General features: G+C 73.7%; 19 protein-coding genes. 7 read left to right on the forward strand and 12 right to left on the reverse strand.

The genetic code is table 11. The features are described from left to right. Nucleotides 1-4: 4 nt before the first annotated feature. Nucleotides 5-1,051 carry a Gfo/Idh/MocA family protein gene (locus BU197_RS20185; protein WP_188269675.1) on the reverse strand — a complete coding sequence of 349 codons (1,047 nt, stop codon included), beginning with the start codon at nucleotides 1,049-1,051 and terminating at the stop codon, nucleotides 5-7. Nucleotides 1,052-1,388: 337 nt separating this feature from the next. On the opposite strand from BU197_RS20185, the gene BU197_RS20190 reads away from it, so the two are divergent. The 6 genes from BU197_RS20190 (at nucleotide 1,389) to BU197_RS20215 (ending at nucleotide 8,826) form a co-directional block, all read left to right on the forward strand. After that, nucleotides 1,389-2,471 (forward strand): DegT/DnrJ/EryC1/StrS family aminotransferase, encoded by a 1,083-nt coding sequence (locus BU197_RS20190; RefSeq protein WP_317452188.1) that lies wholly within the window; start codon nucleotides 1,389-1,391, stop codon nucleotides 2,469-2,471. Then, on the forward strand, nucleotides 2,468-3,649 hold the full coding sequence (locus BU197_RS20195; protein WP_188269677.1) for a DegT/DnrJ/EryC1/StrS family aminotransferase: 1,182 nt from the start codon (nucleotides 2,468-2,470) through the stop codon (nucleotides 3,647-3,649). The genes BU197_RS20190 and BU197_RS20195 overlap by 4 nt, the downstream gene beginning before the upstream one ends. A gap of 185 nt (nucleotides 3,650-3,834) precedes the next feature. Next, nucleotides 3,835-5,202 (forward strand): protoporphyrinogen/coproporphyrinogen oxidase, encoded by a 1,368-nt coding sequence (locus BU197_RS20200; protein WP_188269678.1) that lies wholly within the window; start codon nucleotides 3,835-3,837, stop codon nucleotides 5,200-5,202. Beyond that, entirely contained in the window at nucleotides 5,199-6,812 is a 1,614-nt protein-coding gene (locus tag BU197_RS20205) for a class I adenylate-forming enzyme family protein (RefSeq protein WP_188269679.1), read from the forward strand. The genes BU197_RS20200 and BU197_RS20205 overlap by 4 nt, the downstream gene beginning before the upstream one ends. A 140-nt stretch (nucleotides 6,813-6,952) precedes the next feature. Continuing rightward, the gene (locus BU197_RS20210) at nucleotides 6,953-7,843 is read left to right on the forward strand and encodes a methyltransferase (protein ID WP_188269680.1); all 891 of its coding nucleotides are present in this window, start codon (nucleotides 6,953-6,955) and stop codon (nucleotides 7,841-7,843) included. Beyond that, complete coding sequence (locus tag BU197_RS20215) at nucleotides 7,840-8,826, forward strand: UbiA family prenyltransferase (RefSeq protein WP_188269681.1); 987 nt, start codon at nucleotides 7,840-7,842, stop codon at nucleotides 8,824-8,826. The genes BU197_RS20210 and BU197_RS20215 overlap by 4 nt, the downstream gene beginning before the upstream one ends. A gap of 70 nt (nucleotides 8,827-8,896) precedes the next feature. Here the strand turns inward: BU197_RS20215 and BU197_RS20220 are convergent, their stop codons facing one another. The 9 genes from BU197_RS20220 to BU197_RS20260 form a co-directional block, all read right to left on the reverse strand. Next, nucleotides 8,897-9,136 (reverse strand): hypothetical protein, encoded by a 240-nt coding sequence (locus BU197_RS20220; RefSeq protein WP_188269682.1) that lies wholly within the window; start codon nucleotides 9,134-9,136, stop codon nucleotides 8,897-8,899. 238 nt (nucleotides 9,137-9,374) lie between these two features. Continuing rightward, nucleotides 9,375-10,280, reverse strand: coding sequence for a CopD family protein (locus BU197_RS20225; protein ID WP_188269683.1), 906 nt, complete (start codon nucleotides 10,278-10,280; stop codon nucleotides 9,375-9,377). 67 nt (nucleotides 10,281-10,347) lie between these two features. Next, on the reverse strand, nucleotides 10,348-10,563 hold the full coding sequence (locus tag BU197_RS20230) for an EF-hand domain-containing protein (protein WP_188269684.1): 216 nt from the start codon (nucleotides 10,561-10,563) through the stop codon (nucleotides 10,348-10,350). A gap of 115 nt (nucleotides 10,564-10,678) precedes the next feature. Then, entirely contained in the window at nucleotides 10,679-11,869 is a 1,191-nt protein-coding gene (locus BU197_RS20235) for a YncE family protein (RefSeq protein ID WP_188269685.1), read from the reverse strand. Next, nucleotides 11,869-12,633 (reverse strand): polysaccharide deacetylase family protein, encoded by a 765-nt coding sequence (locus BU197_RS20240; RefSeq protein WP_188269686.1) that lies wholly within the window; start codon nucleotides 12,631-12,633, stop codon nucleotides 11,869-11,871. The genes BU197_RS20235 and BU197_RS20240 overlap by 1 nt, the downstream gene beginning before the upstream one ends. A 474-nt stretch (nucleotides 12,634-13,107) precedes the next feature. Continuing rightward, complete coding sequence (locus BU197_RS20245) at nucleotides 13,108-13,614, reverse strand: ATP-binding protein (RefSeq protein ID WP_188269687.1); 507 nt, start codon at nucleotides 13,612-13,614, stop codon at nucleotides 13,108-13,110. Between the two features lie 71 nt (nucleotides 13,615-13,685). After that, the gene (locus BU197_RS20250; protein WP_188269688.1) at nucleotides 13,686-14,453 is read right to left on the reverse strand and encodes an enoyl-CoA hydratase/isomerase family protein; all 768 of its coding nucleotides are present in this window, start codon (nucleotides 14,451-14,453) and stop codon (nucleotides 13,686-13,688) included. A gap of 81 nt (nucleotides 14,454-14,534) precedes the next feature. Next, the gene (locus BU197_RS20255) at nucleotides 14,535-15,794 is read right to left on the reverse strand and encodes an Ig-like domain-containing protein (protein WP_188269689.1); all 1,260 of its coding nucleotides are present in this window, start codon (nucleotides 15,792-15,794) and stop codon (nucleotides 14,535-14,537) included. 276 nt (nucleotides 15,795-16,070) lie between these two features. Then, complete coding sequence (locus tag BU197_RS20260; protein ID WP_188269690.1) at nucleotides 16,071-17,282, reverse strand: Ig-like domain-containing protein; 1,212 nt, start codon at nucleotides 17,280-17,282, stop codon at nucleotides 16,071-16,073. A 49-nt stretch (nucleotides 17,283-17,331) separates the two neighbouring features. Here BU197_RS20260 and glgX point away from each other — a divergent pair, with 49 nt between their 5' ends. Next, complete coding sequence (gene glgX, locus BU197_RS20265; protein ID WP_188269691.1) at nucleotides 17,332-19,602, forward strand: glycogen debranching protein GlgX; 2,271 nt, start codon at nucleotides 17,332-17,334, stop codon at nucleotides 19,600-19,602. A 250-nt stretch (nucleotides 19,603-19,852) separates the two neighbouring features. Here the strand turns inward: glgX and BU197_RS20270 are convergent, their stop codons facing one another. Beyond that, nucleotides 19,853-20,503: a response regulator gene (locus BU197_RS20270; RefSeq protein ID WP_188269692.1), complete on the reverse strand. Its 651-nt coding sequence runs from the start codon at nucleotides 20,501-20,503 to the stop codon at nucleotides 19,853-19,855. Then, a complete protein-coding gene (locus BU197_RS20275) occupies nucleotides 20,500-21,876 on the reverse strand; it encodes an ATP-binding protein (RefSeq protein ID WP_188269693.1) in 1,377 nt (458 codons plus the stop codon). Before BU197_RS20275 ends, BU197_RS20270 begins: the two co-directional genes overlap by 4 nt. Between the last annotated feature and the right edge of the window lie 9 nt (nucleotides 21,877-21,885).

The following is a 21,885-nucleotide window of genomic DNA, read 5'->3' on the forward strand; positions in this document are numbered from 1 at the left end:
TGTTTCACAGCGTGCCTCCGGTCGCCGTTCGCCGGGTGTCGGTCCTCGGCGGTTCGTCCGTCGAACGTTCGGGCGCGCAGCGGCTTCTGGCCTCGTCGAGGAGGCGGACCACGTCGGCGTGGAGGGCGAAGTCGGCGGCCCAGGAGGGGTCTTCGGCGGGGACGGTCGCGAAGCGGGTGTAGGCGTGGTGGAGGAAGGCGCTCAGCGCGTCGTCGCGGAAGACCTCGCGCCGTCCTTCGATGTCGAGCTGGACGTGGTCGTCGGCGTCGCTGGGGGCGAAGTGCCCTACGGCGGTGCCGTGTTCGAAGACGAGGACGGCCTTGCGTTCGCGTACGGGGGCGGTGAGGTCGGAGTCGATGCGGGTCCGTACCCCGCCCGCGTGGAGCAGTTCCAGGTGCGCGGAGCCCAGACCGGGGCGGACGGTGCCGTCGATCCGCAGATCGGTGAGGCGGGCGGTGGTGGTCTCGGCGGGGCCCGCGAGGGAGAGGACGAGGCCGAGGGAGTGGGGCAGTTCGACGTCGAAGGCGGTGGGGTGGCCGTCGTCGGGGCGCAGGGAGCGGGTGAAGCGGGGTTTGTGCTGGATGACGTCGATGCGCCGCAGCCGCCCGAGGGCGCCGGAGTGGATCAGGGCGCGCAGGCGGGCGGCGAGCCGGGAGGCGGGCCAGTGGGCGACGACGGCCAGGCGGGGTGCGTGGCGGGCGTGGAGGGCGGTGACGGCTTCGCGTTCGGCGGGGTCGACGGCGAGGGGTTTCTCCACGACGAGGTCGCGGTAGCCCGCGTCGAGCAGTTCGGTGAGGACGGCGAGCCGGGTGGTGGGCGGGGTGCAGACGTGGACGGCCGCACGGTCGGGAGGCAGGAGTTCCCGGGCCTGTCCGAGGGTGGGGACCACGGTGACGCCGTCCGGTACGGGTGCCCGGTCGCCGGGGCGGGGGTCGACGGCGACGACGGGTCCGCGCCAGAGTCCGGGGGTCCGGGCGAGGGCGGTGCGCAGGGCCGGTAAGTGCAGTCCGGCCCCGGAGCGGCCCAGTCCGACGATCAGCGGCTGTTTCATACAGTTGTTCCATTTCAGTGATGCGGGCGGGACGCAGCGAAGAATCTCGCCGCCCCGCGCGATGCCGGTCAAGGAAAACAGAGGCACCATCACCGAAAAGTATGAATTTCCTTCGAAGGCTCGTTCCGTCTTTCTCCCGGCTGTTACGTTCGCCGGGCAGTTTCGCCGGGGCGGCACACCCGCCCCGCCCTGCATCCCTCTCCGGCCGTACACCCGGCCTCAGTTGACGTCGGCTCGCCGCCGGCCGAGAAGAATTGCATCCGTGAAACCAACCACTATTCCCTTTTTCTCCCAGGCGAAGACGTTCGAAAAGATCTGGCCGGATCTCCGGACCGGAGTGGACGAGATTTTCGCCGACGGAAAATTCTCGCATTCCCGACAGGTCGGCCGGCTGGAAAAGGCCCTCGCCCAGTACACCGGGGCCCGCCACGTGGTCGGGGTGAACAGCGGGACCGACGCCCTGGTCCTGCTCCTCAAGGCCTGCGGACTGCGCCCCGGCGACCGGGTCCTGGTCCCCGCCTACTCCTTCGTCGCCACCGCCAGCTCCGTCGTCCTGGCCGGCGGGCGGCCCGTCTTCACCGACGTCGACCCGGACACGTACGCCATGTGCCCCGAGGGCATAGGCGAGGGGGCGGCGGACGGCGCCCGGTTCATGCTGCCGGTGCACCTCTTCTCCCGGATGGCCGACATGGCCTCGCTCGCCGCCTTCGCCGCCGACCGGAGCATCACCCTCCTGGAGGACAGCGCCGAGGGCATCGGCATGCGGCAGGACGGCGTCCACGCCGGGCTCCACGGACGCGGCGGAGTGCTCTCCTTCTTCCCCAGCAAGACACTCGGCGCGATCGGCGACGCCGGGGCCGTCCTCACCGACGACCCGGACCTCGCCGACCACGTCGCCGCGCTGCGGCACCACGGACGGACCGGGCGCACCCTCGCCCACTTCCCCGGCATCTCCAACGAGACGGTGTACGTCGGCCACAACAGCAAGATGGACGACCTCCAAGCCGCCGTCCTGCTCGCCAAACTGGCCGTCCTCGACGAGGACATCCGCCACCGGGCCGTCCTCGCCCGCCGCTACGACGAAGGACTGCGGGACTCCCCCGGCATCACCCGGCTGCCCCGGATCACCGGCGCCCCCGACGAGGTCTTCTACGTCTATCTGATCGAGACCGAGCGCCGCGACGAACTCGCCGCCCACCTCCAGAAGGAAGGCATCGGAACCGAGACGTACTACCCCCGGCCCCTGCACCTCCAGCCCTGCTTCGGCGAACTCGGCCACCGGCCGGGCGACTTCCCCGTCGCCGAGGCCGCCTCCCGCCGCGCGCTCGCCCTGCCGCTCTACGCCGATCTCACCGAGGCCGAGGTGGACCGCGTCTGCGCGGCCATCCACGCCTTCCACACCGGGAGGGTGCCCGCATGACCACCACGAGCGACCGGGCCGCCGGGCCCGGCACCGGCCCCGGCGGCTCCGGCGAGCGCGTCCCCTTCTTCCCGCCCGACCTCTTCCACGAGGACCGCGAGACCCTGCTGCGGATCCTCTACGAGACCGGCACCGGAGCCGACCAGAAGTTCATCCTCGGCGACCACACCCGCCGCTTCGAGGACGCCCTGCGCGACCGGCTCGGCGCCACCGACGTCGTCACCTGCTCCAGCGGCACCTCCGCCCTCCACCTCGTCCTCACCGCCCTCGGCATCGGCCCCGGCGACGAGGTCGTGGTCCCCGCCTTCGGGTGCGCCCCGCTCGCCGCCGCCGTCCTGCACACCGGGGCCGTCCCGGTCTTCGGCGACATCGACCCCCGGACGCTCACCCTCGACCCGGCCGACGCACAGGCCCGGATCACCCCCAGGACCCGGGCCCTGCTGCCCGCCCACATGTTCTCCGTCATGGCGGACATGCCCCGCTTCACCACCCTCGCCGCCACCGAGGGGCTGCGGCTCGTCGAGGACTCCGCCGTCGCCCAGGGCGCCGTCCTCGACGGCACGCCCGCCGGGCTCTGGGGAGACGCCGGGCTCTACTCCTTCGTCCAGGTCAAGTCCTTCGGGATGCCCGGCGAGGGCGGCGCCGTCGTCACCCGGGACGCCGAGACCGGCCGACGCGTCCGGATGCTCCGCAACCACGGCCAGGACGGCGTCCGGCGCGGGCTGCACCACACCATCGGCGTCAACAGCCGCTTCGACGAGATCCAGGCCGCCTTCCAGCTGCACCGGCTCTCCGGACTCGCCGCCCGGCTCGACCGCAGGGCCCGGATCGCCGCCCACTACACCGAACGCCTCGCCGACCTGCCCGGCATCACCACCCCGCCCCCGGGCACCGACGGACGCTGCTACTACGTCTACACCCTGCTCGCCGACGACCGGGACGCCCTGCGCGACCAGCTGTCCGCCGAGGGCGTCGACACCCACGTCTACTACCCGAAGACCCTGCCCGACCAGGCCGCCTTCGCGCCCATCGCCGCCGGTTCCGGCCCCGACTGGCCGCACGCCAGGGAGGCCGCCCGCCGGCATCTGTCCCTGCCCGTCCACCACCGGCTCACCGACGCCCAGGTCGAGCACGTCGCCGACGCCGTCCGCAGCCACGCCCTGCGCGTCCGCCGATGAGCGTGTCCCTCCCCCGTGCGTCCACCGCCGAGCGTGGCCCCACCCCGTACGTACGCCGATGACCGCGGCCCGCCGTCACCCGACGAGCCGCGCGCATCCCCGCCCGCACAGACCCCCGCACGGACCCCCGCCGTCCCCGGACCCCCAAGCCGCCGTCGTCCCCGTCCCGCCCGGAGTGCCCTCGTATGACCCCTGATCTCGACATCGCCGTCGTCGGCTCCGGACTCGCCGGACTCGCCGCCGCCCACGAACTGCGCCGCAACGGCCACGAGGTACGCGTCTTCGAAACCGCCGACGCCCCCGGCGGCCGGATGCGCAGCCTGCGCCACGACGGCTACGTCGTCGACACCGGGGCCGAGCAGATCTCCGCCCAGGGCTACCGCGCCACCTGGCAGCTGATCCGCCGGGCCGGACTCGCCCCCGAGGACGTCCCCCGGATCGGCCGGCCCATGGCCGTCTGGCGCGACGGGCGGCCCCACAACGGCGTCGGCGAACCCCGCGCCGTCCTCACCGGCGCCGGACTCGTGCCCGCCGCCCGGCCCTCGCTCGCCCGGTTCCTCGGCTGGAGCGGACGCCACCGCGCCGCCCTCGACCACGACCACCCCGAGGACACCCCGCTCGGCGCCGACACCGTCGCCGACACCGCCCGCCGCTACCACCCCGGCCTCCACGACCAGCTGCTCCAGCCGCTGGCCTCCGCCTTCTTCGGCTGGGACGCCGAACGCAGCGCGGCCGCCCCCCTGGTCGGACTGCTCCTCGCCGTAGGACCCGTCTCCGCCTGGCGCACCTACCGGGGCGGCATGGACCTGCTCGCCCGCCGTCTCGCCACCGGACTCGACACCCGTTACGGCCACCACGTCGAGGAGGTCGCCGACCTCGGCGGGCACGCCCGGCTCACCGTCGACGGCGCCGCCCTCACCGCCCGCACGGTCGTCCTCGCCGTCCCCGCCCCCGTCGCGCTCCGGCTCACCGGCGGCGCCGACCCCGATGCCACCGGCTACCCCGCCGCCTCCACGTACCGGCCCATGTACAAGGTCAGCTGCGCCCTCGACCGGCCGCTCGCCCCGCGCGGCGGCGCCTACGCGCTCCTCACCCCCGCCGGCGAGGAAGCCCTGCTCTCCTGTGTCATCGCCGACCACCTCAAGTGCCCCGACCGGGCCCCCCGGGGACGCGGTCTGATCAGCCTGCTCGCCGCCCCGCACCGCATCCCCGAACTCGCCGAGGCGGGCGAGGACGAGGCCGCCCGGCTGCTCACCGCCGCCGCCGAACGGTACGTACCCGGGCTCGGCGCCGCCCTCACCGCCACCCATGTGCACCACTGGCCGCACGGCATGCCCGAGATCACCCCCCGCGCCCTCGCCCTGCGCGCCGCGTTCCTGCGCCGCCCGACCGGCTCCGTCGAGTACGCCGGGGACTGGGTCGCCGCCCGGCCCTCAAGCGAGGGCGCCGCCCGCTCCGGGGCGCTCGCCGCCTCCCGCGTCCTCACCCACCTCGCCACCCGGCCGCACCAGGGCCCCGCCCTCCCGTCCCTCCCGCAGGAGACCGCCGCATGATCCCCCACGACCTGGGCGTCCTCTTCGACGAACTCGCCGACGCCGGGACCGCCACCCGCTACCACCTGGACCGCCCCTTCGACCTGGCGCCGACGCCCGGCGGGCCCGGGGCGGGCGAGTGGACCGTACCGGAACTCGCCCGGCTCGTCCGGGAGACCGCCGGGGCGCTCGCCACCGCCGGAGCGGGACCCGGCCGCCGCGTCGCCATCGTCAAGGCCAACCACTGGGACTACGACCTCATCGCCTGCGCCGCCATCCGCACCGGCGCCGTCCCCGTGAAGCTCTCCGACCACCTCGCGCCCGGCGTCCTGCGCGTCCTCCTGGAACGCTGCGCCCCCCACGTCCTCGTCACCGACCTCGACGTGCTCGGCCGCGACCCGGCGGCCGGACTCGCCTCGGCCGCCCGCACCACCCTCGTCGTCGGACCCCCCGGCGACCTCCCGCCCGGCGTCACCCGCCTCGACGAACTGAGCGGACAGCCCGACCCCGGACCGCACCCCCGCGACACGGACGCCCCGCTGGTCGTCGTCCACACCAGCGGCACCACCGGCGTACCCAAGCTCGTCTCCCACACCACCCGCACCCTCGTCCACCACCTGGCCCGGTTCGAGACCCTGCCGATGCCCCGCATCGGTCTGCGCCGCGACGACAGCCTCTTCAACGCCAGCTCCTACGCCCACGGCCGCACCATCTGCTGGACCGCCGTCGCCCCCGTCCGCGCGCCCCGCCACATCACGCTCTCCTCCGGCGCCCGGCCCGAGACCGCCGACCTGCTGCTGCGCGCCCACCCGCCCACCGTCGTGGAGGCGCTGCCCTCCCACTACGTACGGCTGCGCCCGCTGACCCGGCGCCTGGACAACCCCTTCCGGGACGTACGGACCTACATCAGCACCTACGACGCCGTGCACCCCCCGGTCATCCGCTCCTACCTCCAGGCCAGCGCCCGGCGCCGCCCGATGTGGATGCAGGGCTGGGGGCAGAGCGAGACCGGGCCCCTGACCTTCGCCTTCCACACCCGGCGCTCCGTCGCCCGGCCCCCGGGCGGCGCCGCGACGACCGTCCGCGACCTGGGCCGGCCCATCCCCCTGAAGACCCGTCTGAAGGCCGTCGACCCCGAGACCTTCCGGCCGGTGCCCGCCGGGACCCCCGGTCTGATCCTCTGCCGCACCCGGGCGCTCGCCCCCGACTACGTGGGCGAGTCGGGGCGCTGGACGGCCAAGCGGCACGGCTCCTGGTGGAACACCGGGGACATCGCGGCCATCGGCCGCGACGGCAGCGTCCGCCTCCTGGACCGGGAGGTCGACCATCTGCCCGGGTTCAGCTGCCTGCGGGCCGAGGACATCCTGGAGGACCGGCTGCCCGAAGCCCTGGAGTGCGTCGTCCTCGCCCGCACCGGCGCCGACCCGCTGCCGGTGGTCGTCACCGAGGACGGCACCCTCGAACCGGCGAGCTGGAAACGGGCCGCGCGGGACGTCCCCGGACTGGCCGAACCCGTCGTGGTCGGCTGGGACGAGGTCCCCCGCACCGGCACGGGCAAGGTCCGGCGCGCCGCCCTCCTGGAGCGGCTGACGGGCAGCACGGAGACCTGCGGCACCGGCCGCTGGACATGAGGGCGGAGAGGACGCGGGGCCTGAGGCCGGACACGGCTCCGGGCAGGACATCGGATACGGCTCCGGGCACGGCGGCGGGCGCGACATCGGATACGGCTCCGGGCACGACATCGGACACGGCTCCGGGCACGACGTCGGCCATGGCCGGAAGCCAGCCCGCGCCGCACCCCGCCACTCCCACTCCCGCTCCCGCTCCCGCTCCCGCCCCGCGCGGCTACGCCTTCGACAACGACAGTCCGCACAGTGCCCGCCACCACGCCTCCCTCGAAGGGGCGCTCGACCCGCTGACCCTCGGGCACCTCCGGGCGGCGGGCACGGCCCCCGGAATGCGCTGTCTGGAGATCGGGGCCGGTGCGGGCAGCGTCTCGCGGGCCCTGCTCCGGCTGGTCTCCCCCGGCGGCACGGTCACCGCCACCGACCTCAAGCCGGGCCGGATCGCCCCGGAGCCGGGCCTGACCGTCCTCGCCCACGACGTCGTCGCCGACCCGCTGCCCGGAGGCCCGTACGACATCGTCGTGGCCCGGCTCGTCCTCCAGCACCTGCCCGAGCGGCAGGCGGTCCTGGCCCGGCTCGCCGAGGCGCTGGTGCCCGGCGGGCTCCTCCAGATCGACGAGTTCGACGCCGGACACGAACCCTGCCTCCTCGCGCCCTCCCCCGAGGACGCGCGGCTGTACGAGCGGTTCACCACGGCCAAGACGGCGCTCATGCGCGCGGGCGGCGGCGACCCCACCTGGGGCCGGAAGGTGCCGGAGGCGCTGCGCGCGGCGGGGCTCACCGGGCTGAGCGTCCGGCCCCACGTCCTGGTGCGCGCCGCCGGGACGCCCGCGCTCGGGCTGCAACTGCACCATCTGGCCCATCTCGCGCCCCGGCTCCTGGACTCCGGCTTCACCCCCGCCGAACTCGACCGGCTCGGCGCGGTGATGCGCGATCCGGAGTTCGCCGCCGCGACGGGCGTCCTCTACTCCGTGCAGGGCCGCCGCCCCCTCCGTACCCCCACCCCCGACAGCATCCCGAGTCCCGAGGCGACATGACCGACTCCACGCTCACGACGACCAGCGCCCCCGCCGAACGGCCCGCGCCCCCGCCGCCCGCCGAGGGCAGGCTCGCCACCTACGCGCGCCTGGGCAAGCTGGACGTCTACGACTACTACCTGGGCACCTTCATCGCCCTGTCCGCCGTCCTGCTGCCGCTCGGCACGCTCACCGGGCGGACCGCCGCGCTCTTCGGCGTCTTCCTCGTCGGGCAGGTCTTCCTGCTGATGGCGATGACCGCCTTCGACGACGTCACGGGCTTCCGCGACGGCAGCGACATCACCAACTACGGCCCCGACCACCCGCTGCGCAACGTACGGCGCAAGCCGCTGGTCGCGGGGGCGCTCACGGTGCCCGAGGCGCTGCGGTTCGCCTGGGGCAGCGCGGTCCTCGCGGTGCTGCTCTTCGGGGTGACCGCGGTCCTCGCCCCGCACCGCCCGGCGTGGACCGGGATCGGTCTCGTCGTGCTGTGGGTGGTGACGCTCCAGTACTCGTACGGCGTCAAGCTCAGCTACCACGGCTTCCAGGAGGTCTATCTGGTCGCCCTCGGCTTCGCCCTGGTGATCCTGCCGTACGGGATGACGACCGGGCGGGCCACCGGGTTCCTGCTGGTGCAGGCGGTGCTCTTCGGGTTCGGGCCGCTGATGTTCGGGGTGTACTCCAACACCAACGACGTGGAGGGCGACCGTTCGGTGGGCCGTCCGACCGTCGCCGCGCTGGTCTCGGAGCGCGGCAACGCCCGCTTCATCGGTGCTCTTTCGCTCGCCGAGTTCCTGACGATCGCGGGGGCGAGCGCGGTGGGCGTGGCCCCCTGGTGGTTCGTCCTGGTGATGCTGCCCGCGTCGCTGCTGCGGCTGCGGCAGTATCTGCTCGGCTTCCGCGCCGGGGACATCATGCGGGCGCGGCGCACCGGATTCGCGGTGCACCGGCTCGGGGTGGTGCTGATGATCGGGGCCAATCTGCTCGCGGCGGCGACCGGTTGAGCCCGGTCCCTCACGAGCGACGCCCGCCCCTGGGGATCTCCCGGGGCGGGCGTCTTTCACGTGAGCGGGATCAGATGCGGACCCAGAGGACGTAGACGTCCGGGCGGGAGGGGCTGAACGGCTCGCAGAAGAAGATCTGGCCCCAGAGCGGGGCACCCGCTACTCCTGCGGCCTGGCACTCGGCGTACGAGGAGTGGTGGCTGCGGGCGAAGAATCCGGGGCCCGCAGCCTCGGCGGTGGCGGTGGTGCCGAGAGCGACGGCTCCGGCGGCTGCCACGGTGGCGAGTGCGGCGACGGTGCGACGGTACATGGCATGTCCTCCTGAAAACGCCGGGGTGACCCGGCGGAGTTGCGCGACGATGCGATGTGGTGCGTTGCGGTGCGATGGTTTTCGGCTGCGCAGCCGAAAAGGAACGTACCGTCGCGGACAGGGACGCACAATAGGTCTAGGCCAATTCCGTCACCTGTGGATCATGCCGGGTCCGTATGCGGCCCACGCCGGGCCCGTGCACGGAAGCCGTCCGGCGGAGAACCGCCCCAAGGCGGCGTCAGGGGACGATCCCGTGCGGGTCGGGGACGACGGTGAGGAGCGCCGAGACGAGCACGATCGCGCCGAGGACGGCCACCTCCACCCGGGCGGGTGACCGGGCGTCGGCGCCGGACCGCATCCGGCCCCGGGCGGCGAGCGCGAGGAGGCTCGCCCCGCCGAACAGTGCGAGCTTCACGAGCAGGATCCGTCCGTAGGCGGTGTTCAGGACGGCGTCGAGGGGCAGTTTCCGCAGGGTCGAGACGGTGCCGGTGACGGCGAGGGCCGCGTAGACCCAGGCGGCCATCCGGGCGTACCGGACGAGGACGTCCCGGCCGCCGTCGCGCAGCCGCATGGTGCGCAGTACGTACAGCAGGGTGCCGGTCCACAGGCAGGCGGCGGTGAGGTGGACGAGGGTGAGGCAGGTCCCGAGGAGCGGGGCGGTCTCGGGGTGGGCGCGCATCGCCTCGGCGCCGACGGCGACGGCGAGCGGCAGGGCGGCGAGCCCGGGGCGGCGGGAGGCGGCGCAGAGGGCGGCGAGGACGCAGGCGTTGGCGGTGGCGAGCAGGAGGCGGCCCTCGCGCAGTCCGTAGACGACGACCGGGCTCAGTCCGCTGACGGCGGTGAAGAGCAGCAGGAGCGCGGCGGAGGCGGCCGCGGCGAGGAGGGCGGCGGGGGCGGCGAGGGCCCGGGGGCGGGGGCCTGCTCCGGCGAGGCGGCGGCCGGTGGTCTCGCCGATGGATACGGCCAGACCGGTGAGGACGAGGAGGCGGAGCAGGGTGGTGGTGCCGGACGCCGGTATCCGGAGTTCACCGGTGCCCGTCTGGGCGAGACCGGCGCCCAGCAGGGCGACGCCGAGGACGGCGACCGCGGCGATGACCGCCGCGGTCAGCCGGCTCGGGGTGCCGAAGGGTCCGGGAAGCGTCACCGGACGATCGTCACCGAGCCCCGGACGGGCGGCAACTCGCGTTGCGCCGCCCGTCGGGGCCGCCGGGTCAGGCCTTGCTCAGGTGGGACCAGAACTCGTCCCAGGAGAGCTTGCCGTCGCCGTTGTCGTCGCGCTGCTTGATGAGGGCCTCGGCGACGGACTCGGTGACGTGGAAGTCACCCAGCTGTGCCATGACGCTCTTGTATTCCGCAGCGGTGATGAAGCCGTCCCCGTCCACGTCGTACCGGTTGAATGCCGTGCGTGCCGACTCGATGTCCGCCACTGCTTCCGCCCCTTCTCGGTGCTTGTCTGACGGGGGTCAGATTAGCTGGCCCGGCAGGGCCGGATGAGGGGGGTGGGGCGGCGGCGGACGGGCCCGCGCGCGCGGTGGGAGGCGGTCAGCGGAAGACTCCGGTGTGGCCGAGCGAGTAGCGCCCCGGCTGGGGGTAGACGGCGAGGCCGTGGGGGCCGCTGCCGACCGGGATGCGGGCCAGTTGTCTGCCGGTCGTGGTGTCGATGGCGTACACCTCGGAGTCGTAGCGGCCGGAGAGCCAGAGGACCTTGCCGTCGGCGGAGACGCCGCCCATGTCGGGGGAGCCGCCGTCGGGCAGTCGCCATTTCCTGGTGAGCTTCCCGCGGGTGAAGTCGAAGACGGAGACGGTGCCCTCGCCCCGGTTGGAGACGTACATCTCGCGGGAGTCCCGGCCGACGTAGAGGCCGTGGCAGCCCTTGCCGGTGGGGAGCAGGGTGGGGGTGGCGAAGGTGTCGCCGTCGAGGATCCACATGCCGTTGGCCATCATGTCGGCGACGTAGAAGGTGCCGCCGTCCGGGGAGAGCTTGACGTCCTGGGGCATGGCGCCCTTGAAGGGGAGCTTCTGCTTGGCGACGACTTCCATGCGGGCGGTGTCGACCTTGAGCAGTTCGCCGGAGAACTCGCAGGAGACGATGAAGTAGCGCCCGTCGGCGGAGAAGTCGGCGTGGTTGACGCCGTAGCAGCTGACGGGGACGGTCTTCTTCCGTTCCATGGTGTGCGGATCGCGGAAGACGAGTTCGCGGTCCATGCTGGCCATCACGACGGCGTAGCGCCCGTCGGGGGTGAAGTAGAGGTTGTACGGGTCGTGGACCTCGACGGGTTTGCCCGCCTTGCCGGTGGCGGGGTCGATGGGGGTGAGGGTGTGGCCCCGGTCGTTGTTGACCCAGAGGGTCTTCAGGTCCCAGGAGGGCACGACGTGCTGGGGCTGCCGGCCGACGCGGATGGTCTCGACGACCTGGTAGGTGGCCGGGTCGATGACGGAGACGGTGTCGGAGTTGGTGTTGGGGACGTACACCCGGGAGGGGAAGTCCTTCACGACCGGGGAGAGCTTGTCGGGGCGGTCGGCGGCGTAGACGTCGCGCGGGTCGAGGAGGGGCGGCATGCCGGGAAGGCCCGCCGGGGTGACGGCCGGTCTGCGGGCGGCGGGGGCCTCGGCCTTCTTCACCGCGGCGCCGCCGGGATCCCCGGAGCCGCAGCCCGCGAGGGCGGCGAGGAGGGCGGCGGCGAGGAGGGTCCTGGTCCGCCGCGGGCGGCGGCTCTGCGCGGGTCGGGGCATCAGGTCAGCAGCTCCGTGGTGGTGACCGCGCGCAGTCCGCGGCGGTCGAGGGCGGCGAGGAGGAGGGGCAGCGCGGCGGCGGTGCCGGGGTAGCCGAGGTGCAGGCTGACGACGGAGCCGGGGCGGAGCGGTCCGGTGACGTTGCGGACGATGGCGTCGGCGCCGGGCGAGGTGTGGTCGAGGGAGTCGACGTCGTACGCGAGGACGTGCGGGTATCCGGCGCGGCGGGCGGCGCGCAGGACGGCGGGGGCGGCGTGCTGGGTGCGGGAGGGCCGGAACCAGGTGCCGATGGAGCCGGTGAGGCGGCGCAGGCGGGTGGCGCAGGCGTCGATCTCGGCGTATGCCTCGTCCTCGGTCAGGGCGTCGACGTCGATGTGGTGCTGGGTGTGGTTGCCGAGGTCGTGGCCGCCGTCGAGGACGCGGCGGGCCAGTTCGGGGTGGGCGTCGAGCCAGCTGCCGACGGCGAGGACGGTGACGCGGGCGCCCGCGTCCTCGGCGTGGGCGAGGACGGTGCGGGCGAGGGCGGGATCGCCTTGGCCGTGGAAGGTGAGGGCGACGCGGGGCCGGTCGCGGGGTCCGTGGTCGATCTCGGCGGGCTGTCCGGGGAAGCTGCGGGGCGCGGGGGCGGTGCCGGGGGCTTCGGGGGCGGGGCGCCGGGCGGGGGCGGCCGGGCGGGGGTCCGTGCCGCAGGCGGTGGCGAGGGCTCCCGCGAGGGCGGCGGCCGCGCCCGCCCGGAGGATTCCTCGGCGGTCGGTCGGCTTCACGCGACCATTTAAGTGTGGTAACGGACGTTTGGTGGAGATTAGGCCGTTTCAGGACGTTTGCCCGTCCGAAAAGGGCGTCCAGCATGCGGACAAGCCCGGGAATCAACCAGTCCACCGCATAGTCATTCATTGTTTGCAAGGCGGGTGCGGCAGGTCACCAACGATTCATTATGCAACTGTCACGGTATGACCCGATTTAGCCCGCTAAGGACTTTTGGCGGCAAGGCCACCTGTCTGCCATAGTCGGGGACACGACCCCCTTGACCCGGGCCAGGTCGACAGAGCGGCCGTGGATACACCCCCCTTTTCCACGGCGCACGCACGGAAGCCCCCACACCGCCCCACCACGGCGCACGGGGGCTTCCGTGCGTCCGGGGCGCTTCCCGGGGCCGGTTGGCGGTACGTGTCTCAGGGCGGTCGGCGGTACGGCGGGACCCGGCGGCGGTACGGCGGGACCCGTCGGCGGTACGTGTCTCAGGGCCGGTCCGCCACCCGCATCTCGAACCAGGTCGTCTTGCCGCGCGGCGCCAGGTCCACGCCCCAGCGGTCCGAGAGCTTGTCCACCAGGAAGAGCCCCCGACCGCTGGTGTCCAGCTCGTGCACCGGCATCAGACAGGGCAGCCCGCGCGAGGGGTCGCGCACCTCCACCCGGATCCAGCCGCGCCGGCGCTGGATCCGTAACGCGAAGGACCGGGCGCCCGTGTGCCGCACCGCGTTCCCCACCAGCTCCGAGACGAGCAGCACCGCGTACTCCGCGATCTGCGGGCCGAGACCCCACTCGCGGAGCAGGACGTGCTGGGTGAGCCTGCGGGCCACCCACGCGGACTCCGGCCGGGACGGCAGCCGCACGTCCCCCTCCGCCGGATTGCCGTGCGACTCCACTGCTTCGGCGGCCTGTTCCTCGTCGGCGGCCGGGGACCACCGCGCCGGGGCGGCGCCTGCGCGCTGCCATGGTTGTTCCCTACCCTCCAGGCCCGCCATGCCCCCATCATGGCCGCCCCGGCGCGTCCGCGGGGGCCGTTCCCGTGGAATCGGCCCCCGGAACGGGCCCGTCAGAGGAACTTGGCCTTGCCCGGCCCCTCTTCGACGAAGCTGCGCATCCCGCGCTCCCGGTCCTCCGTCGCGAACAGCGCCGCGAACCAGGTGCGCTCGATGGCCAGACCGGTGTCGACATCGGCTTCGAGGCCCTGGTCGACGGCCTCCTTCGCGGCCCTCAGCGCGACCGCCGGGCCCTGGGCGAGCCGGGCGGCCCAGGCGTGCGCCTGCTCGTACACCTCGGCCGCCGGGACGACCCGGTCGACCAGACCCAGCGTCAGCGCCTCGTCCGCCTTGACCATCCGGCCGGTGAAGATGAGGTCCTTCGCCCGGGAGGGGCCGATCAGCCGGGAGAGCCGCTGGGTGCCGCCCGCGCCCGGGATGAGGCCGAGCAGGATCTCCGGCTGGCCCAGCTTCGCGTTGTCGGCGGCGATCCGGTAGTCCGCGCAGAGCGCCAGCTCACAGCCGCCGCCCAGGGCGTAGCCGGTGACGGCGGCGACGACCGGCTTGGGGATGCGGGCCACGGCGGTGAACGCCTCCTGGAGACCCCGGGAGCGCTTGACCATGGCCACCTGGTCCATGTCCCGCATCTCCTTGATGTCCGCGCCCGCCGCGAACACCTTCTCCCCGCCGTACAGGACCACGGCCCGCACGTCGTCGCGGTCGGTCGCCTCCTGGGCGAGTACGCGCAGCCGGTCCTGGATCGCGATGTCCAGGGCGTTCATCGGGGGACGGTCGATGCGGATCGTGCCGACGCCTTCGGCGACTTCGAGGTTCACAGTCATGGAAGGAAGGTTAGTGGCCGTTAACGCCGGGGGGCCCGGTGCTGTTGCTCACAGCACCGGGCCCCGGGGTCCTCGGGAGATCTAGGCGATCCACTCCGACCACGGCATGTTCCAGCCGTTGAGGCCGTTGTCCGGCTTGATCACCTTGTCCTTGGAGTTCTTCACGACGACCACGTCACCGACGAGCGAGTGGTCGTAGAACCAGGCGGCGGGCTTGGAGCCGTCGCCCCCGCCCCGGGTGTCGTCGATGCCGACGCAGCCGTGGCTGACGTTGGTGTAGCCGAAGGTGCCCGGCTTGGCCCAGTAGTTGCCGTGGACGAAGGTGCCCGAGGTGGACAGGCGCATCGCGTGCGGCACGTCCTTGATGTCGTACTCGCCGCCGAAGCCGACCGTGGCCCCGTTCATCCGGGTCACGTCGTACTTCTCGCTGATGACCATCTGCCCGTTGTACGTGGTCGTCGACGGGGCGCCCGCGGTGATCGGGATCGTCTTGACGACCTTTCCGTCCCGCTCGACCTTCATCGTCTTGGTCTCGGCGTCGACCGTGGAGACCTGACGGCGCCCGATCGTGAACCGGATCGTCTTCTTCTGCTTGCCGTAGACGCCGGGGCGGCCCTCGACGCCGTCCAGGTTCAGCCGCACGGTCACCTTGGTGCCCGCCGCCCAGTACTTCTCGGGGCGGAAGTCCAGACGGTCGTTGCCGAACCAGTGGCCCTCGATCGGCACCGAGGGCTCGGCGGTCACCTCGATGGCCTTCTCGACCGCCTCCGGGTTGGTGATGCCCCGGCTGAAGTTGAGCGAGACCGGCATGCCGACGCCGACGGTCGAACCGTCCTCGGGCGTGTACTGGCCGATGAACGTGTTCTTCGGAACGAGGGTGGTGAAGGTGGTGTCCTTCGCCGACTCTCGGCCCTCGGCGTCCTTCGCGATGGCGTGGACCTTGTACAGGGTGGCGGCCGCCAGATGCGCGCTGGGCGACCAGCTGGTGCCGTCCGCCGCGATCCGGCCCTCGACCGCGGCGCCCTGGGAGTCGGCGACCGTGACCGTGGTCAGCTTGCCCTGCGCGGCGGTGACCTTGAGGATCCCGCTGGTGGCGACCGAGTCGGCGCCGTCCTTCGGGAGGACCGTCACGACCGCCTGGGAGGCGGTGTTCTCCTGCTTTCCGGCGCCGCCCTGGGCCCCCGGCGCCTGGTCCCCCGCGCCGCCGCCGCTCGTCTCTCCTCCGCCGCAGGCGGTGAGCACCAGGAGCAGCGCCCCCGCCGCCAGAGCCTGGAACCGGACGCCCCCGCGTCGGCCCCGCTTCGCCCCGGTCGCTGCCCCCGATATCGGCTGCCCGTTCACTGTGGTGTTCTCCCCTCGCATGACCCCGGCACGGCCGGAGCCCCTCCCCCGTGCACATCTACGCGCGCACACGGCGTTAGATAATCACACCGCAGGACACGAACGTTGCTCGCGATTGTCACCGTTCCGTCCCGATCGAACACCGCCGCGAACAGCCGCTCCTGAAGGGACGGAAGAGCCTGACGGGGGCGCGTTCAGGGGGAGTTCGACGCGATACGGAACCTGCCCTGCCAGGGGAGTCCGGTGCGATCCGGAACCCGTCCCTCCCAGGCGCGTTCACCGCAGCGCGGAGCCCGCCTTCCACGCGGCCCACGGCATGTTCCAGCCGCCCAGTCCGTTGTCGGGAGCGACCGTCCGGTCCCGCGAGTGGACCACCTCCACCACGTCGCCGACGAGCGTGCGGTCGAAGAACCAGCCCGCCGGGGCGTCCGCGCTGCCGCCCTTGTCGTCCCGGAGCCCCACACAGCCGTGACTGACGTTCTCCGCGCCGAACGTGTCCGGCGGGGCCCAGTAGTTGCCGTGCAGAAAGGTCCCCGAGTCGGTGAGCCGCATCGCGTGCGGCACGTCCTTGATGTCGTACTCGCCGCCGAAACCGACCGTGGCCCCGTTCATCCGGGTCACGTCGTACAACTCGGTGACCACCATCTTCCCGTTGTACGTGGTGGTGCCGGCCGCGCCCGCCGTGACCGGCAGGGTCGCCAGGACCTCCCCGTCACGCCGGATCTCCATGGTGTGCGCGGCGGCGTCGACCCGCGAGGTCTGGGAGCGGCCGACGGTGAACCCGACCTTCCTGCGCTGGACGCCGTAGACCCCGGGCGCTCCTTCGACGTCCCGCAGCGCCAGCTCGACGGTGACCTTGGTGCCGGGGCGCCAGTATCCGGCCGGGCGGAAGTCCAGCCGCTCCTTGCCGAACCAGTGGCCGACGATCTCCACCGGCGGGTCCGAGGTGATCCGTACGGCCCGCTCGACCCGCGCCCGGTTCTCGATCGGCGTGCTGAAGCCGAAGGAGACGATCATCCCGGTGCCGACCGTGGAGCGGTTCTCCGGGGCGAAGTAGCCGATGAACCGGTCCTCGGGCACCACCGTGGTGAAGGTGGTGTGCCGGGCGGAGCGGCGCCCGTGCGCGTCGAGCGCGACCGCGTCCACGCTGTACTTCGCCGCCGGGGCGAGCCGCACGCCGGTCCCGGGCCGCCAGCGCAGCCCGTCGGCGGAGACCTCCCCGGCGAGCGCGGTCCGCTGCCCGTCCTCGATCCGGGTCACCGTCACCCGTTCGAGCCGCCCGCTGTCCACCCGTACCTCCAGCGGCCCTTCCGGCGGTACGCCCCGGCCGCCGTCCGCCGGGCTCACCCGGATGACGTCACCGGGCGCCCCCGGCGGCCCGAAGCCGAAGCCGCCGTCCCGCGCCGTGCAGCCGCCGAGCCCGGCCGCCACCGCCATCACCGCCGCCACCGCGAGGAACCGCCCCGCCCGCTTCCCTGGAAGTGTCATGACCGGTCCATCGACGCGGCCCCCTCCGGGGGAAACGTCCGATCGGGTCATGTTGGGCGGGTGGCCGCGCGGGCAGAAAAAGGGGGAGGACCGCACGCGGGAACGGGGGCCGGGCGCCGCCGCTCCCCCGGAGAACGGGCCCGACGAGCCACGGGAGGCCGGGACGGTGACACACGCGGCGGAAGGGGACGCGCTCGGCGCCCACTGCCTGACCGGCCCCGGCGGGGTCCCCGGCACCCGGTTCGCGCTCTGGGCGGGCGGCGCGGAGGCGGTCGAGCTGTGTCTGTTCGAGGCGGACGGTTCGGAGCGGCGGCTGCCGCTGGCCGGGCCGGTCCACGGGGTCTGGCACGGCTTCGTGCCCGGCGTCGGCCCCGGGCAGCGGTACGGCTACCGGGTGCACGGCCGCTGGGACCCGTGGACGGGCGCCCGCTTCAACCCGGCGAAGCTGCTCCTCGACCCGTACGCGCGGGCCGTCGACGGCGAGTTCACCCTGCCGCCCGAGGTGTACGGACACGTCAGGGACTGGCCGCAGCAGCATGTCGCCGACACCGTCCGCGACGAGCGGGACTCGGCGCCGTACGTCCCCAAGGGCGTCGTGGTCCGGGACGAGCCGCCGGCGGACGTACGGCGGCCCGGGACGCCCTGGGCGGAGACCGTCCTCTACGAACTGCACGTCAAGGGCTTCACCCGGCTCCACCCGGGCGTTCCCGAGCCGTTGCGGGGCACCTACGCGGGGCTCGCCCACCCGGCGGCGGTCGCACATCTGCTGCGGCTCGGGGTGACAGCCGTGGAGCTGCTGCCCGTACAGCAGTTCGCGCACGAGGACCATCTGCTGCGGCGCGGGCTGCGCAACCACTGGGGATACAACCCGATCGGCTGGTTCGCCCCGCACGCGGGCTACTCCTCCTCCGGGACGGCGGGACAGCAGGTCGGCGAGTTCAAGGCGATGGTGCGGGCGCTGCACGAGGCCGGGATCGAGGTGGTCCTCGACGTCGTCTACAACCACACGGCGGAGGCGGGCGAGTTCGGCCCCACCCTCTCCCTCAAGGGCATCGACAACCGGGGCTACTACCGGCTCGGGGCCGACGCCCGCCGCTACACCGACCACACCGGCTGCGGCAACACCCCGCACCTGGTCCGCCCGCAGGCGCTCCGGCTCGTCGCCGACTCGCTGCGGTACTGGGTGACCGAGATGGGCGTGGACGGCTTCCGCTTCGATCTGGCGTCGGCCCTCGCCCGTACGGAGCACGGCGTCGACATGGACGCCCCCTTCCTCGCGGTCCTCGCCCAGGACCCGGTGCTCCGCCGGGTCAAACTGATCGCCGAGCCCTGGGACCTGGGCCCCGACGGGCACCGCACCGGGGCCTTCCCGCCGCCGTGGGCCGAGTGGAACGACCGCTACCGGGACGCCGTCCGGGACTTCTGGCGCGGCGCGCTGCCCGACGTGCGGGAGCTGGGCTACCGGCTCTCCGGCTCCAGCGACCTCTACGCCCCGGGCGGGCGCCGCCCGTACGCCTCCGTCAACTTCGTCACCGCGCACGACGGCTTCACCCTGCGGGACCTCGTCACGTACGAGCGCAAGCGCAACGAGGCCAACGGCGAGGGCAACCGCGACGGCACCCACGACAACCGCTCCTGGAACTGCGGGACCGAGGGCGAGACCGACGACCCCGGGATCAACGCGCTGCGCCTGCGCCAGCAGCGCAATCTGCTCGCCACCCTGCTGCTCTCCACCGGGGTCCCGATGCTCCTCGCCGGGGACGAGACGGGCCGCACCCAGGGCGGCAACAACAACGCCTACTGCCAGGACAACGAGACCGGCTGGCTCGACTGGACCCTCCCCGACGACCCCGGTCGGGCCGGGCTCCTCGCCCTCGTCCGGCGGCTCCTGGCGCTGCGCCGCCGCCATCCGGTGCTGCGCCGCTCCGTCTTCTTCTCCGGCCGCCCCCTGGAACCGGACGGGGTGCGGGACCTGACCTGGTTCACCGCCGGGGGCACCGAGATGACCGAGGCCGACTGGTACGCGCCCGCCGCCACCCTCGGCCTCCACCTCTCGGGCCGGGGCCTGCCGGAGCCGGACGAGCGGGGCCGGCCGGTCACCGACGACGGCTTCCTCGCCGTCCTCCACGCGGGCCCGCGCCCCCTGGACTTCCGGCTGCCGGGACCGCCGTGGGCGGCGGCGTACGAACTGCTCGTCGACACCGCGCGGGAGGACCAGACGCGGGCGCCGGGCACCCGTCACCGGGGCGGCGGCGGTCTCCTCGTGGGCGCGCGGTCGGTGGCGCTGCTGCGGGTGGTCGCCCCGCGTGATCCGGCGTGACCCGGCGCAGTCCGCCCTGATCCGGCGGGGTCCGACAGGGTCCGGCGGGGCGGGTGCTCCCCGTGTGGGCCGGGGCGCGGTCCACACGGACACCCCTGCCGCGGACCGCCTTGGACACCCCCGTGCGGCGGTTCCGCGTGCACACCAGTCTCGTGCGACACCGGGGCCTTGTCCTTGGCGTACGGCGCACGAGTCCTTGACTCTGCGCGCAAGGGTCCGGAGGCGCCGTACGCCCAGGCCGGGGTCCCGGTCAGGAGCGGCCCAGGATGCCCCGGTCGTATCCGGCGGCGACGGCGGCGGCCCGGTCCTTCACGCCCAGTTTGGCGTAGATATGGGTGAGATGGGTCTTGACGGTGGCCTCGCTGATGAACAGTTCGGCGGCGATGGCCCGGTTGGCGGTGCCCTTGGCGACGAGGGCGAGGATCTCGCCCTCGCGGGCGGAGAGCGGGGTGCGGCCGTCGACGGCCGCGGCGGGGGTGCGCACGGCGGTCACCAGGCGGGAGGCGACGGCCGGGGAGAGCACCGTCCGGCCCGCGGCGGCGGCTCGTACGGCCCCGAACAGTTCCTCGCGCGGGGCGTCCTTGAGGAGGTAGCCGGTGGCACCCGCCTCGATCGCGGGGAGGGTGTCGGTGTCCGTGTCGTACGTGGTGAGGACGAGGACCCGGGACCTGGCGCGGCGGCGGGTCAGCTCGGCGATGGCGTCGACGCCGTTGCCGCCCGGCATGCGCAGGTCCATGAGGACCACGTCCGGGTCGAGGGCCAGGGCGAGCGCGACGCCCTCGGTGCCGTCGGAGGCCTCGCCGAGGACCCGGAAGCCGGAGCCGGGCACGGCGAACATGCCGCGCAGTCCGTCCCGGACGACGGGGTGGTCGTCGACGATCAGCAGGGTGATGTCGGTCATGGTGTGGCCAACGGTACGCGGGCGGAGATCGCGGTCCCCTCGCCCGGGGCCGCCTCGACGGTGACGGAGCCGGTGAGCCGGGCGGCCCTGGCCCGCATGCCGTCGAGCCCGAACCCGCAGCCGACCCCGCCGCCGGTGCCGGTCCGCCCGGTGTGTGCCAGGGGGTCGAAACCGCGTCCGTCGTCCCGTACGTCCAGGGTGATCTCGTCGCCCATGTAGGAGAGGGTGACTCCGGCGCGGGCGGCGCCGGAGTGCCGGGCGGCGTTGGAGAGGGCCTCCTGCGCGATCCGCAGCAGGGTGGCGGCGACCTCCTCGCGCAGCGGGTGCTCGGTGCCGGTGACGGTGAACCGGGCGTCGACGCCGGTACGTTCGCCCCAGTCGGCGACGGTCTTGCGCAGGGCCTCGGGCAGGGCGTCGTGTTCCAGGGCGACCGGGCTCAGGTTCTGCACGGAGCGGCGGGCCTCGCCGAGGCTGTGCCGGGCGAGGTCGGCGGCGCGCCGCAGATGGACTTCGGAGCCCGCCGGGTCGGCGGTGGCCTGGGCCGCCTGGAGCTGGGTGACGACTCCGGTGAGGCCCTGGGCGATGGTGTCGTGGATCTCGGCGGCGAGCCTGCGCCGTTCGTCGGCGATCCCGGCTTCCCGGGCCTGGAGCAGAAGCTGGGCCTGGAGGGCGGCGTTCTCGGCGAGGGCCTGTTCGAGCCGCCCGTTGGCGAGGGCGAGTTCCTCGATGGCGGCGGCCCGCTCGGCGGCCTTCTCGTCCTCCTTCTCCCGGAGGTGGCCGAAGACCATGACGAGGCAGAGGTTGAGCGCGAACAGGCCCCCGAACCCCACCCACTGGGCCGGGGAACCGGGCGGAAGCCCGCCGGACTGGGAACCGGCCATGATCACGGCGGTCACGAGGAGCCCGGCCCTGGCCGCCCGGCGGGGCAGCAGGACGGCGGCGTCGAAGTAGCCGATGGAGGCGTAGACCGCGAAGAAGGGGTTGAACCAGGTGAGGACGAAGGCGAGGACGGTACGGAGGGCGTAGTAGACGGCGGAGCCGAGGGTGGGGGCGGGGACGGAGGCGGGGAGCGGGGTACGGGTGGGGGCGGGAGCGGGACCCGGGGTGCGGATGGGGCCCGGGGTACGGATGGGGGTGCCGAGGGCCGGGGGGTCGTCGGCCGCACCGTCCGTCGGCGGTGCCGTCCGGTGCGCGTGCAGGTCCCGGCTCCCCTGGAGCAGGAACGCCACGGCCACGAGGGGCCCGAGCACGGTGGGCCCCGGGCCGCCGGTCAGCGGGTCGGCCGCCAGGGCGATGCAGGTGGCGACGGTGAGCAGCCCGTACGGCCCCCAGCGGAAGAACACGCTCCAGGGCTCCACGGCAGTGGTCGGCATGGCGACTCC

It is taken from the genome of Streptomyces sp. CBMA291, from assembly GCF_014596525.1.
Classification (GTDB): Bacteria; Actinomycetota; Actinomycetes; order Streptomycetales; family Streptomycetaceae; genus Streptomyces.

What these genes read in the sequence shown, in the direction of transcription:
- BU197_RS20210 (WP_188269680.1), top strand. Translation starts at nt 6,953, where the DNA reads ATGGCCGGAAGCCAGCCCGCGCCGCACCCCGCCACTCCCACTCCCGCT.
- BU197_RS20185 (WP_188269675.1), bottom strand. Translation starts at nt 1,051, where the DNA reads ATGAAACAGCCGCTGATCGTCGGACTGGGCCGCTCCGGGGCCGGACTG.
- BU197_RS20270 (WP_188269692.1), bottom strand. Translation starts at nt 20,503, where the DNA reads ATGACCGACATCACCCTGCTGATCGTCGACGACCACCCCGTCGTCCGG.
- glgX (WP_188269691.1), top strand. Translation starts at nt 17,332, where the DNA reads ATGTTGGGCGGGTGGCCGCGCGGGCAGAAAAAGGGGGAGGACCGCACG.
- BU197_RS20250 (WP_188269688.1), bottom strand. Translation starts at nt 14,453, where the DNA reads ATGACTGTGAACCTCGAAGTCGCCGAAGGCGTCGGCACGATCCGCATC.
- BU197_RS20245 (WP_188269687.1), bottom strand. Translation starts at nt 13,614, where the DNA reads ATGGCGGGCCTGGAGGGTAGGGAACAACCATGGCAGCGCGCAGGCGCC.
- BU197_RS20275 (WP_188269693.1), bottom strand. Translation starts at nt 21,876, where the DNA reads ATGCCGACCACTGCCGTGGAGCCCTGGAGCGTGTTCTTCCGCTGGGGG.
- BU197_RS20220 (WP_188269682.1), bottom strand. Translation starts at nt 9,136, where the DNA reads ATGTACCGTCGCACCGTCGCCGCACTCGCCACCGTGGCAGCCGCCGGA.
- BU197_RS20205 (WP_188269679.1), top strand. Translation starts at nt 5,199, where the DNA reads ATGATCCCCCACGACCTGGGCGTCCTCTTCGACGAACTCGCCGACGCC.
- BU197_RS20215 (WP_188269681.1), top strand. Translation starts at nt 7,840, where the DNA reads ATGACCGACTCCACGCTCACGACGACCAGCGCCCCCGCCGAACGGCCC.
- BU197_RS20235 (WP_188269685.1), bottom strand. Translation starts at nt 11,869, where the DNA reads ATGCCCCGACCCGCGCAGAGCCGCCGCCCGCGGCGGACCAGGACCCTC.
- BU197_RS20260 (WP_188269690.1), bottom strand. Translation starts at nt 17,282, where the DNA reads ATGACACTTCCAGGGAAGCGGGCGGGGCGGTTCCTCGCGGTGGCGGCG.
- BU197_RS20195 (WP_188269677.1), top strand. Translation starts at nt 2,468, where the DNA reads ATGACCACCACGAGCGACCGGGCCGCCGGGCCCGGCACCGGCCCCGGC.
- BU197_RS20200 (WP_188269678.1), top strand. Translation starts at nt 3,835, where the DNA reads ATGACCCCTGATCTCGACATCGCCGTCGTCGGCTCCGGACTCGCCGGA.